The organism is Runella rosea, from assembly GCF_003325355.1.
Lineage (GTDB): Bacteria > Bacteroidota > Bacteroidia > Cytophagales > Spirosomataceae > Runella > Runella rosea.
Window position 1 is genome coordinate 6,356,375 of the sequence record NZ_CP030850.1, and the last position, 12,983, is coordinate 6,369,357.

Consider the following 12,983-nt stretch of genomic DNA (forward strand, 5'->3'; position numbering starts at 1 on the left):
CCTCTTTAATTCCTAACGCAAGTCCCCCAATATGGCTTCATTCAAAATAGCAGGCGGTCGTCAGATGAAAGGTGAAATCACCCCGCAAGGTGCCAAAAACGAAGCACTGCAGATACTTTGTGCAGTGTTGTTGACGAAAGAACCTGTTACGATTCATAATATTCCCAATATTCGCGATGTCAATCAACTCATTGATTTATTGGGTGATTTGGGCGTAAAACGTACCCGTTTGAGCAACAGCTCCATTCGATTCGAAGCCTCTGACGTGCATCTCGAATTCATGGAAACCGAAATGTACCGCCAAAAAGCGGCGGCCCTGCGGGGTTCGGTGATGTTGTTGGGACCGATGTTGGCACGTTTCAAAAAAGGCCGTATTCCGCGTCCGGGTGGTGATAAAATCGGTCGTCGGCGCTTGGATACGCACTTTTTAGGCTTTGAACGCTTGGGCGCAAAATTTGATTACGACCCTAACGATGGCGGTTTTTATCAGGTAGACGCCAGCGGACTGCACGGCACCTATATGCTTCTTGACGAAGCCTCCGTAACGGGTACAGCCAATATCCTGATGGCGGCGGTCATGGCCGAAGGTATCACCACGATTTATAACGCAGCTTGTGAGCCGTACCTTCAGCAATTGTGCAAGATGCTCAACCGCATGGGGGCAAAAATCAGCGGCGTAGGGTCAAATTTATTGACCATTGACGGGGTATCATCATTGAATGGTACGGAGCATACCATGCTCCCCGACATGATTGAAATCGGATCGTTTATCGGTATGGCCGCCATGACAAAGAGCGAATTGACCATCAAAAATTGCTCCATTCCTGATTTGGGCGTCATTCCTGGCGTTTTTCAAAAACTCGGAATCCAGATGGAGTTTCGCGGCGACGATATTTTTATTCCTGCGCAAGACCATTACGAAGTCGAATCGTTTATCGACGGGTCTATGTTGGTGGTGGCAGATGCGCCTTGGCCAGGCTTCACCCCAGATTTATTAAGTATTGTCCTGGTAACGGCTATTCAGGCCAAGGGAACGGTATTGATTCACCAAAAAATGTTTGAAAGTCGCCTGTTTTTCGTCGATAAACTCATCGAAATGGGCGCTCAGATTATCCTTTGCGACCCGCACCGCGCTACGGTCGTGGGGCTGAACAGAGCCACGCAACTTCGAGGTATTCGCATGACTTCTCCTGATATTCGGGCGGGGGTATCGTTGTTGATTGCCGCCATGTCGGCGCAGGGAGTGAGCATTATTGATAATATTGAGCAAATAGACCGTGGTTATCAAAACATTGATACGCGCTTGAATGCCATTGGGGCAGAAATCGTGCGTTTGTAACGAGCCTACAAAATCTTAAATATATCATGAGGCAGGGGATAAATCAAAAACTGTGGTTATTATCATCGTTGGTGTTGACGGTTTGCATCGTTGCCTGTAAAAAGGAAGACACAGTTTTGCCGCTGCAAGCGTTTGGGTTTGATGGCAAAACAGCCCTCGTTTTGCCGTCGGGTAGCCTTCGTATTAAGTTTAATCAGCGTGTAACGTGGAAAACAACGGCGGGTACAGCTACGCAAACGGTTCAGGATTCTTTGGTTTATACCGCGCCGAGTTTGGTAGGAGCGCAGAGAATTACGGTCAAAAGTGAAGACAATGCCAACGATAGCTTGGTGATAAAAGTAATCGTTACGCCGCGTGCCGATGTGCTACGGCCCTTGCAAAAAGGAGGGTATGTATTGGTATTTCGACACGCTGCGGCGGATGTTGGGTCTGACCAAACCAACTCCACAGTGGCGAATTGGTGGAAATCTTGTGATTCAAAACTGGCTCGTCAACTCAACGAGTTGGGCAAAAAAGAGGCGGAAGCTACGGGTAAAGCATTGAAAAATCTTGAAATACCCGTTAGCAGGGTGTTTTCTAGCGAGTTTTGCCGGTGCTTTACCACTGCCGACTTGATGGGCCTAGGGGTGCCCACGCAGCAAACCAAAGAGTTGACCTATTATGTATATGATGAAGCGAAGCGGTATGAAAATATGATAAAACTGGTTGACAGTCAGTCCATAGATGCTAATAATGCGGTGTTGGTAGGGCATACAGGATTTACGGGGATATTGCCATCGCCCGCGCCGCTGGCAGATCTTAACTGGGGCGATGCGGCCGTATTTCAATTAGTTTCTGGTCAGCCGGCACGTTTTATTGCCAAGATAAAAGTAGCGGAGTGGACCGAATTAGCGCCATAATGATTTTACACTTGCTCGGCTCATTGACCGCTAACCTCTGTAATCTCACCCCTCCTAACGAATGAAATATCGCTACCGTGCCTTAGCTTTTTTGTTTGCACTTTCGATTATTACCTTTCTTGACCGCGTTTGTATGAACGTGGTCAGTAAGTACGTAAAAGCTGATTTAGGCTTAAACAATGAAGAATTTGGCTGGATTTTGGGCGCATTTTCGTTGGCTTATGCTTTGTTTGAAATCCCGACGGGGGCCATGGGTGATTCCATCGGCCCCCGTCGCGTGTTGACTCGGGTGGTGTTGTGGTGGTCGGGTTTTACGGCCCTGACAGGCACCGCTTTCAGTTTTATTTACCTGCTCGTGGTGCGCTTTTTGTTTGGCGTGGGCGAAGCTGGGGCATATCCCAACGCTACGATTGCCATTTCGCGGTGGTTTCCCGCCGTTGAAATCGGTCGCGCACAATCGGTGATTTGGGCGGCTGGGCGCATCGGTGGAGCGCTGACGCCATTGTTGGTGATTCCGCTCGTTCATGCAGTGGGCTGGCGCTGGTCGTTTGTGGTGTTGGGAGTTGTAGGTGCGGTTTGGGCGTTGGCTTGGTACGCTTGGTTTCGCGACGAACCTGCCGAGAAAGAAGGCATTTCGGCGGAAGAAGTAGAAGAAATTGAGACTGGCCGTAATATCAAACGCGCCGACCACGCCATTCCGTGGAAAACCATCATTCTCAATCCGGATATTTGGGCGCTGATGCTCATGTGTCATTTGTTTTTTTACGGTGCGTATTTCTTCACCAATTGGTCGTCTACTTATTTTCAGGAAGGGCGCGGCATGACCGAAGACCAATCCAAGAATTTTATTTCACTGTCGTACTTTTTGGGGGCCATTGGTTGCGTAGCGGGGGGATTGATGAGCGATTTTTTAACCAAAAAATACGGACTAAAAATCGGGCGCCGTGCCGTTGCCATCACGGGTTTGGGCTTGTCAAGTATTTTCTTTCTGGCGGCTGGGCTTACACCGGATAATCAATTGGCGGGTTATTTATTGGCCATTTGTGTATTGACCAAAGATTTGGCGTTGCCTGTTTCCTTCGCGGTCTGTGTCGATATTGGCAAACGTAATGCAGGAACGGTAGCGGGTTCGATGAACTTTGCGGGGCAAATGGGCGGTTTTTTCATCACCATTATTTTTGGCTCGGTGGTAGAAAGCACCAAAAACTTCAATATTCCATTGTACCTGATTTCGGGATGTCTGTTTGTTGCCGCGTTGTTGTGGTTCAAAATTGACCCAACCAAGACGGTGGATTTAAAAAAAGCGTGATAATCATTTTATTATGAAAAAAATACTGCTGTTAACGCACATTTTAGCAAACTGCGTTCTGTTATGCTTTGCTCAAAAAAGACCCGTTGATGTACTGATTAAATCGGGTAACCTGATTGAAGTTCAGACGGGCAAACTCCTTACCAAGAAAATCATTGTGGTGAAAGGCAAGGAAATCGTAGGGGTTTTTGATGAAGCACAGGCCAAGAATTTTCAGGCGAAAAAGGTAATTGATGCCACGGGCAAGTTCATTATTCCAGGTCTTTGGGACATGCATGTGCATTTTGGAGGAGGGGATACGCTCATTCAAGAAAATAAAAACTTGTTACCTCTGTACGTAGCACACGGCATTACGGCGGTGCGAGATGCCGCAGCCGATTTGAGCCCGAGTGTTTTGCAATGGCGCAAAGAAATTGCCGATGGTACGCTTTTCGGCCCCACATTGTTTACTTCTGGACCGAAGTTGGAAGGCTATAAGTCGACGTGGATTGGCGACATTGAAGTCAGTAGCAAAGAGGAAGTGAATAAAAGTCTGGATTCGCTGCAAAAAATGAAAGTGAATTTTATCAAAATCACTGACAACGCCATCAAGCCCGAGATTTACCTCTATATTTTGGCCGAAGCCAAAAAAAGAGGCATTAAAACCTCTGGTCACGTACCATTTGCGTTGACGATGGACGAAGTGTCGGCGGCAGGGTTAGGCTCGGTAGAACACATGAGTTACGTTTTGAAGGCAGGCTCCACGCGCGACAAAGAGATTTCGGAAAAAGTAATGGCGGGAAAATTGGCTTACCGCGTGGCGCTTCCGATGGCTTTACAGAGCTTTGACGAAAATACCGCCATGGAGGTATATCGACGCATGGCCAAAAACGGCACTGCTGTGGTTCCTACCCTGAGTATTAGTCAAAGCACCGCGTTTCTGGACCAAGATAATCACCAAAACGATGCGTATCTGCAATACATTGGCAAAGGACTCAAGAAAACCTACGAGTGGCGCGTCACGCGGGCGGCACAGGATAGCCCCGATGCCATTACGGAGCGTCATGAGATATATTTTAAAACGACTTCTTTGTTGCCTTTGCTCCTGAAAGCAGGCGTGACCATTATTGCGGGCACAGATGCGGGTTTTCTGAATTCGTACGTGTATCCGGGATTGGGATTGCACAAAGAACTGGAGCATTATGTCAAAGCGGGCTTGACACCGTTGCAGGCGTTGCAATCGGCGATTATACCAGGTCCTACATTTTTGAACAAACCAGAGTACGGGAATATTGCGGCAGGAAAAAGTGCTGATATTGTGTTGTTGAATCAAAACCCTTTGGAGAAAATCGAAGCAACTCAGGCGATTAACACGGTGATTCTGCGGGGAGAAGTGTATGACCGCAACGCGCTTGATGCCATTTTGGATGAAGTAAAAAAGAGGGCAAAATAAACTCCCCCAAAAATCGGTACGTATAATAAATCAAGCGTGTTTATGACGCACAAAAAGCCGCCGGTTGGTTCAGCCTGCGGCTTTTTGTTGTACTTTTAAGTGTTACTTACAGCACGCTTATGAACACAGAAATTCTCTCTCGCATACAGTTTGCTTTCACCATTGCTTTCCATTATATCTACCCTCCGCTGAGCATTGGTTTAGGTGTTGTTCTGGTCATTATGGAAGGAATGTACCTCCGCACTGGCAAACAAATCTACGAACAAATGACCCGCTTCTGGATTAAGATTTTTGCCTTGATTTTCGGAATCGGTGTCGCCACGGGCATCGTCATGGAATTTGAATTCGGCACCAATTGGGCCGTGTATTCACGCTACGTTGGTGATATATTCGGTAGCGCGTTGGCGGCCGAAGGGATTTTTGCCTTTGCGCTCGAATCGGGTTTTTTAGGAATTCTGCTTTTCGGTTGGAATCGTGTAAGCCCAAGGGTGCATTTTTTTTCAACAATTATGGTGGCTTTAGGGTCAATGTTTTCGGCTATTTGGATTGTGGTGGCCAACTCTTGGCAACAAACGCCGGCAGGGTATCGTATCGAAGGAGAGGGCATGAAAGCGCGGGCCGTCATCACGGATTTTTGGGAAATGGTCTTCAATCCTTCCAGCGTAGACCGCCTTTCGCACGTTATTATCGGCTCTTTTTTGGCGGGTTCGTTTTTGGTTTTGAGTGTCAACGCGTATTATATTTTACGAAAACGCCACCTCGAAATTGCCAAAGCAGGGTTTAAAATCGCCCTGACGGTGGCCACCGTTGCTTCGTTGATGCAATTGTTTACGGGCCACCGCTCGGCCGACGGTGTGGCCAAACACCAACCTGCAAAACTGGCTGCTTTTGAAGGACATTATGATTCATCGGCCGTGGCAGATATGTACCTGATGGGCTGGACCAACGCCGACAAACGAGAAATAACGGGTTTAAAAATCCCTGGAGGTTTGTCTTTTCTGCTTCATCAAGATTTTACAACGCCCGTAAAAGGATTAGACGCTTTTCCCAAAGAGGACCGCCCTTCCTCCCGCGCGGTTAATGTCGTTTTTCAGACCTATCACTTGATGGTTGCCATCGGAATGGCATTGATTGGTCTTTCAGTATTGGCGGTTTTTTTATGGTGGAAGGGGAAATTGTTCGAACAAAAATGGCTGCTTCAGATATTTGCATGGTCGGTGCTGTTGCCCCAAATCGCTAATCAGGTCGGTTGGTATTCGGCCGAAATCGGGCGGCAACCGTGGGTGGTGTACGGTTTGTTGCGTACGTCAGATGCGCTGTCGCAGTCCCTCAAAACGGAGCAGGTGTTGTTCTCTTTGATTATGTTTACCTTGGTTTACACGCTTTTGTTTGTCTTGTTTTTGTATTTATTGAACAAAAAAATTAAGCACGGCCCCGTCGATACTCACTCCGAAGCTATACCTGATTCTTCCAAACGTGATAACCCGATTTTAAACTGATGGAAACAATACTCGGTCTTGATTTGCCCACTTGGTGGTTTTTGGTCATCGGTGCGGTGTTTAGCGGTTACGCTATTCTGGATGGTTTTGACCTCGGGGCGGGGGCTTTGCACCTGTTTTTTAAGAAAGAAGAAAGTCGACGCATCGCGCTCAATGCCATCGGGCCCGTGTGGGATGGCAACGAAGTGTGGTTGGTGATCGGCGGTGGAGCGCTTTTTGCGGGCTTTCCGGTAGTTTACGCCACCATCTTGTCGGCGCTGTACGAACTGTTTATGGTGTTTTTGGTAATGCTTATTTTCAGGGCTATTTCCATTGAATTTCGTTCCAAAGAGCCTATGCACTGGTGGCGTAGGCTTTGGGATGTATCCTATAGTATATCCAGCATTCTGTTGGCGCTGGCGTTGGGATTAGTCTTGGGAAATGTGATTCAGGGAATTGCGATTGACCAAAACTACGCTTACCAAGGCACTTTACTCGATTTGTTTAATCCGTATGCGTTGTTGGTGGCGGTCACGACGCTGGCGTTGTTTATGATGCACGGAGCCATTTATTTGGTAATGAAAACCGAGAATCGCTTGTACGCCAAACTCACGATTTTGGTCAAAAATACCACCATTTTCTTCGTGCTGATGTTTGCCATTACATCGTTGGCTACGTTGCTGTACATTCCACACATGATTACGCGCTACAAAGAAGTGCCTTATATGTTTGCCTTTCCGGTGTTGGCAATTTTGGCAGTGGCCAACATTACCCGCCAGATTGCTTACCGGAAGTACTTTTTTGCCTTTCTTTCGTCGGCATTTGTGACGGCTATGCTGATAATTTTGGTGGCGGTTGGACTTTTTCCAAATATCATTTTGTCGACGATTGACCCCGACCTGCACATTACGGTTTATAATGGTTCGTCTACCGAAAAATCCCTTAAAATCATGCTCACCTTTGCGGCCATTGGGGTACCGTTGGTGGGTGTTTATACTTCGTTTGTGTTTTGGACCTTTCGAGGTAAAGTAAAACTGGATGAGACAAGTTATTGAAAATCAAAAGGCTATGGAGTTGTTGCCAATAAAAAAAACGAAAGAAGAAAATCAAGACTTCTCAGACCATCCTGACTGTGGGGAGACCATTGAGTTCACAATCGATTTCTTTAACCGAATCGGCTATACACCTCCTTGGATTGGCTATTATGCCCAACAAGATGGGAAATTGGTAGGGAGTTGTGCCTTTAAAGGTGCTCCGAAAAATGGTAAAGTAGAAATTGCCTATGGAACATTCCTTTCCTACCAAAAACAAGGCTTTGCTTCTGAAATGTGCCGACAATTGGTGCTGATTTCACTTCAAACAAACCCGTCGGTTATTGTTACAGCCCGAACATTGCCTGAAGAAAATTTTTCAACGAAAGTGTTACGGAAAAACGGTTTTAGATGTCTTGGTACGGTGTGGGATGAAGAGGATGGCGAGGTATGGGAATGGGAATACCAGGTCGTCTGACCATCTCATCACTAAAGTTTTTGTCTGTAAATGCCAACGGCTAACCCGCTATTTGCTACGTTTTAATTCATAATTCTTCCTCTTTAATTTGAAGTTTTTGTGGTGGATTTTAAGTGGTTTTATGTTTGAAGAAACATTTCTTTAAACTCAACATAACGCCATGAAAGCTACTACTATTCTTACAGTTTGTTTGCTGCTGTTTATCGGCTCAGTATTTGCTCAATCAATTACCATCGATCCCGCTGCACTGGATTTGCCCCGAGTAACCTCACTTCCAAGTTGCTCGGCGTCGACCAAAGGAAGAATGGTTTACAACACCACCGACAATAAAATGTATTATTGCAATGGAACCGCTTGGATAAACACCGAAGTAGCAGGGCCGCAGAATGCGCCAGCGTTTGGAGTTGCCAATATTGGTGGGCTAAACATAGAAACCAGTGGAACCACGATTGTCCCCTTTACAACAGAATCTTACGACATTGGGAATAACTTCAATTTAGCCGCAGCTGGAGTAGACCCTAACACATTTATAGCCCCTTTTGATGGTATTTATCATTTTGACGCGTACGTATCGTTGAATATTTCAGGGGCAACAATCATTAGCAGTAATTTTGCGATTATTCAATTGTTGGTTAATAATGCCGTGGCAACTCAAGCGAGCTATATTCCCGTGGCAAATTCTAATTTCATTCTTCAGATAAGTCGTGATTTAAAATTGGTGGCTGGCGACAAAGTAAAAGTGGCTGTTTTTGAAGATATTGCGGGTGCCCAGTACCTAAAAATGGGGGCTTTAATGTGTACATTTAGCGGACATTTGGTGACTAAATATTAACCTTCAGGTGAAGTTTTACCCAAGTCTTTTTAGCTTTGCAGCATGAGCAAGTCGTTTTATCAATTACTTTATCAGAACGAAACCCTATACCGGGTACACGGGGAGACTGCCGTTAATGAATCCGTGGAAGAAATGTCTCCTTCTTCCGTGATTGCCGTGGAGGAGTCTGCCGTTCCACTTGCTCCAGTTTCAGTTCCTAAGGTGATTGCTCCGCCTGCTTCAACTTCAGTTCCTTTGCCGACGCTCAATCATCAGATTCTTATTTTGGTAGATGAAGCCCCGACTATGTCGGCTGGTAATACGATTTTTCTGGAAAAAGTACTGAAAGCGGTCAATTTGAACCTCGAAGGTGTGGACATTCTCAATCTGGCAGGGGCAAAACAAATGGATTTTCGGCCGTTGCTGCAAAATAAAACAGTGCATCATTTTATTTCTTTTGGGGTGCCGTTTATCAACATAAACCTCGAAATAATGATGAACCGCTACGACCCCAAACGCATTTCGGGCGTCAACTTTTTGTTGGCCGAGTCGTTGGATATTGTCCAGACCGACGATAAAAACAAACGTGCTTTGTGGGGCGCCCTCAAGAAAATATTCATAGGATAACGCCTTTTCTTCTTTTCAGTTACTTCGCCTTGATTTTATCAAAATGCGCAGTATTTTTGTTTTTAATAGTATGCAGGCAGAGTATTGTGTGCTATCCTCTTTCTAATTTTAAACGACTGAAACCCCCATGGCCGAAGCATTTATTTATGACGCCGTCAGAACCCCGCGCGGACGCGGCAAGTCGGACGGGTCGCTGCACGAAGTGCAACCGATTCAATTGCTCACTTCCGTTTTGAAAGAAATACAGCAGCGTAATCAATTGGATACCAGTTATGTAGATGATGTGATTATGGGCTGTGTAACGCCCGTGGGCGAACAAGGGGCCGACATAGCCCGTACGGCCGTCATTGAAGCAGGCTACGCCGAAAGTGTGGCGGGCGTGCAGCTGAATCGCTTTTGCTCGTCGGGATTAGAGGCCATTAACCAAGCCGCTGCTTACGTGATGTCGGGTCAGGTAGATATGATTGTGGCGGGCGGCGTGGAGTCCATGAGCCGCGTACCGATGGGCACCGACGGGGGTGCTTTATTTATGAATCCTCAGATTGTAGCGCGCCATAATATTGTTCCGCAAGGTATTTCGGCCGATTTAATCGCCACTAAATATGGTTACTCACGTACGGATCTAGACAGGTTTGCGGCCGAATCGTACCGCAGAGCGACGGATGCACAAAAAGAAAATCGCTTTGCGAAATCATTGGTTCCTTATAAAGATGAACTCGGCATTACCCTGCTCGACCGCGACGAAGGCGTGCGTCCGGGAACAACCGTAGAATCGCTCGGAAACCTAAAGCCCGCTTTTGAAATGATGGGCAGCATGGGTTTAGATGCTTTGGCACTGATGAAATACGCCGAAGTTGATAAAATCAACCACGTTCACCATGCTGGTAATTCTTCCCAAATCGTCGACGGAGCGGCGGGTTTGTTGATAGGCTCTAAAGAAATCGGTGAAAAATTAGGTCTAAAACCTCGCGCAAAAATCAAGGCATTTGCCATCATCGGCTCGGAGCCTACTATCATGCTCACGGGCCCCGTACCTGCAACCCAAAAAGTGCTTAAAAAAGCAGGAATGAGCATTTCTGATATTGATTTGTTTGAAGTAAACGAAGCTTTTGCCGCCATTCCACTCTTTTTTATGGAACAATTGGGCGTTGACCATGATAAAGTCAACGTTAACGGGGGCGCTATTGCCTTGGGTCACCCGCTGGGCGCGACAGGCGCGATTATTTCGGCTACACTCATTGACGAACTGGAACGTTCGGGCAAGCAATTCGGCCTTTCAACGCTGTGTATTGGCGGAGGAATGGGAATTGCGACGATTTTTGAAATGGTGTAACCTCATCCCTTGACCCCCTTATCCTCAAAACGAGGTTAATTTACAACATTATGACCATCAACTACACAATCAGTAACAACATAGCAATCCTGAGCTGGAACATGACCAGCTTGCCCATGAACGTCTTGAACGACGAATCGGTGCCTGCCTTTGGGGCGGCGTTGGAAAAAGCGTACGGTGATGCCGACGTTCGGGGCATTATTATCACTTCCGACAAGCCCGAATTTGTGGCAGGAGCGGATTTGAAAATGATTTTACGGAATCAGAACGAAAATCCTGCCGAAATCCTGAAAATATCGGTAGAGCTTAATCAACTTTTTCGCAAAATCGAAACCAATGGCAAACCCGTGGTGGCGGCCATCAATGGTACCGCTTTGGGTGGAGGACTGGAAATCTGTCTGGCGTGCCATTATCGGGTGGCGTTGGATAATCCCAAAACCAAACTAGGCTTGCCTGAAGTGAAAGTAGGGCTATTGCCGGGTGGTGGCGGTACGCAGCGGTTGCCGCGTATGATCGGGATGCAGGCGGCGCTGCCGTTGATGTTGGAAGGCAAAGAGCTGACGCCCAAAGAAGCATTGGGGTTGGGTATCGTTGATGCGATTGCTAGAACTCGCGAAGAAATGCTCGAAAAAGCAGAGGCTTGGATTATATCAAACCCTAAACCCGTAAAACCATGGGATGAAGTTAACAAGAAAACGGGTAAAATTCAGGCAAAAGACAATTATAAAGTACCCAATGGCGCGGTTTTAAGCCCCGTAGGAATGCAAACCTTCACAGTGGGTACGGCCATGATGATGGACAAATCCAAGGGCAATTACCCGTCAACGCAGCACATTATGTCGTGCGTGTACGAAGGATTATTGGTCAATATAGACCGTGGAATTGTGATTGAATCGCGGCATTTTGTGCAGGTAGCCACCTCCAAAGTAGCAGGGAATTTGATTCGGACCATGTTTCTGGGCCTGAACGAAGCCAATAAAGGAGCCAGTCGTCCGAAGGAAATTCCAAAGACGGATGTTAAGAAACTTGGTATTTTGGGAGCGGGAATGATGGGCGCGGGCATCGCCTACGTAAGTGCGGTGGCGGGCATTGAAGTCGTGCTGAAAGATGTAAGCCTCGAAGCGGCCGAAAAAGGCAAAGACTATTCGCGGGCGTTGCTGAAAAAAGCCATTGAACGCGGGAAAATGGATAGCCTCAAGGCCGAAGGAATCCTGAACCTCATCAAACCTACAGCCAATGTGGCTGATTTGCAAGGTAGTGAGTTGATTATTGAGGCCGTTTTTGAAAATCGAGACTTAAAAGCCACCGTCACCAAAGAAGCCGAACCGATGTTGGCACAAGGCGGTGTTTTTGGTTCTAATACTTCTACTTTGCCCATTTCAGGCTTGGCTAAAGCCTCGGCAAATCCTAAAAATTTTGTAGGAATTCATTTTTTCTCACCCGTTGATAAAATGATGTTGGTAGAGTTGATTGTTGGGAAAGAAACCTCCGATTATGCCTTGGCCGTGGCGGTGGATTTTACCCGCAAAATCAGAAAAACGCCCATTGTGGTCAACGACTCACGAGGATTTTATACTTCGCGGTGTTTTGGAACCTATACGTCGGAAGGCATGGAATTACTCAAAGACGGGGTGAACCCTGTATTGATTGAAAATGCGGGTAAGTTGGCAGGAATGCCCGTGGGCCCCTTGGCCGTGACGGATGAGGTGGCGTTGGATTTAGTGTATAAAATCTCGGGACAAGCGGTGAAAGACGGGGTATTGGCCGATACAGATACGAGCTACCAAATCGGTAAGCAATTTACAGAGATGGGACGTTTGGGTAAAAAAGCCAAGGCGGGTTTTTATGAATACCCAGAAGGCGCCCCAAAACAGCTTTGGTCTGGGCTTGCGGACTTGTTTCCCGTGGCGTCGCAACAACCTTCGTTGGAAGAAGTCAAAACGCGTTTGTTGTATCGTCAGGCGCTTGAAACCGTTCGTTGTTATGAAGAAGGGGTCATTCGTACCAAATTAGATGCTGATTTAGGCTCCATTTTAGCGTGGGGTTTTCCACCTTATACGGGCGGTACGCTCTCTTTTGTAGATTTTGTAGGCATTAAAACCTTCGTATGTACCCTCGACCGCTTAGCCGATACGTACGGTGAACGTTTCCGTCCCACTCAAAAACTGCGGGAGAGGGCGGCAATTGCTTAAAACCTACTGCCATAGGGTTGTCATCAGGAGGGTTTATTTTTGCAATCAAATAAA

At 46.8% G+C, this 12,983-nt stretch carries 11 protein-coding genes; all 11 read left to right on the forward strand.

The window, feature by feature from the left end; translation table 11 throughout:
* The first annotated feature begins 31 nt into the window (after window positions 1-31).
* The 11 genes from murA (at window position 32) to DR864_RS26130 (ending at window position 12,929) form a co-directional block, all read left to right on the forward strand.
* Window positions 32-1,339: a UDP-N-acetylglucosamine 1-carboxyvinyltransferase gene (murA, locus tag DR864_RS26080; protein ID WP_114069721.1), complete on the forward strand. Its 1,308-nt coding sequence runs from the start codon at window positions 32-34 to the stop codon at window positions 1,337-1,339.
* 26 nt (window positions 1,340-1,365) lie between these two features.
* The gene (locus DR864_RS26085) at window positions 1,366-2,238 is read left to right on the forward strand and encodes a histidine phosphatase family protein (protein ID WP_114069722.1); all 873 of its coding nucleotides are present in this window, start codon (window positions 1,366-1,368) and stop codon (window positions 2,236-2,238) included.
* A gap of 61 nt (window positions 2,239-2,299) precedes the next feature.
* Window positions 2,300-3,547 carry an MFS transporter gene (locus DR864_RS26090; RefSeq protein ID WP_114069723.1) on the forward strand — a complete coding sequence of 416 codons (1,248 nt, stop codon included), beginning with the start codon at window positions 2,300-2,302 and terminating at the stop codon, window positions 3,545-3,547.
* 13 nt (window positions 3,548-3,560) lie between these two features.
* Window positions 3,561-4,979, forward strand: coding sequence for an amidohydrolase family protein (locus DR864_RS26095; protein WP_114069724.1), 1,419 nt, complete (start codon window positions 3,561-3,563; stop codon window positions 4,977-4,979).
* 119 nt (window positions 4,980-5,098) lie between these two features.
* The gene (locus DR864_RS26100; RefSeq protein WP_114069725.1) at window positions 5,099-6,478 is read left to right on the forward strand and encodes a cytochrome ubiquinol oxidase subunit I; all 1,380 of its coding nucleotides are present in this window, start codon (window positions 5,099-5,101) and stop codon (window positions 6,476-6,478) included.
* The gene (gene cydB / locus DR864_RS26105) at window positions 6,478-7,512 is read left to right on the forward strand and encodes a cytochrome d ubiquinol oxidase subunit II (protein WP_114069726.1); all 1,035 of its coding nucleotides are present in this window, start codon (window positions 6,478-6,480) and stop codon (window positions 7,510-7,512) included. The genes DR864_RS26100 and cydB overlap by 1 nt, the downstream gene beginning before the upstream one ends.
* Window positions 7,496-7,966, forward strand: coding sequence for a GNAT family N-acetyltransferase (locus tag DR864_RS26110; RefSeq protein WP_229599478.1), 471 nt, complete (start codon window positions 7,496-7,498; stop codon window positions 7,964-7,966). The genes cydB and DR864_RS26110 overlap by 17 nt, the downstream gene beginning before the upstream one ends.
* Before the next feature lie 160 nt (window positions 7,967-8,126).
* Window positions 8,127-8,798, forward strand: a complete 672-nt coding sequence (locus DR864_RS26115) for a C1q-like domain-containing protein (RefSeq protein ID WP_114069727.1) — start codon at window positions 8,127-8,129, stop codon at window positions 8,796-8,798.
* A 42-nt stretch (window positions 8,799-8,840) separates the two neighbouring features.
* Window positions 8,841-9,404 (forward strand): hypothetical protein, encoded by a 564-nt coding sequence (locus tag DR864_RS26120; RefSeq protein WP_114069728.1) that lies wholly within the window; start codon window positions 8,841-8,843, stop codon window positions 9,402-9,404.
* A gap of 127 nt (window positions 9,405-9,531) precedes the next feature.
* Window positions 9,532-10,737: an acetyl-CoA C-acetyltransferase gene (locus DR864_RS26125; RefSeq protein WP_114069729.1), complete on the forward strand. Its 1,206-nt coding sequence runs from the start codon at window positions 9,532-9,534 to the stop codon at window positions 10,735-10,737.
* Between the two features lie 50 nt (window positions 10,738-10,787).
* Entirely contained in the window at window positions 10,788-12,929 is a 2,142-nt protein-coding gene (locus tag DR864_RS26130) for a 3-hydroxyacyl-CoA dehydrogenase NAD-binding domain-containing protein (RefSeq protein ID WP_114069730.1), read from the forward strand.
* Window positions 12,930-12,983: the final 54 nt, after the last annotated feature.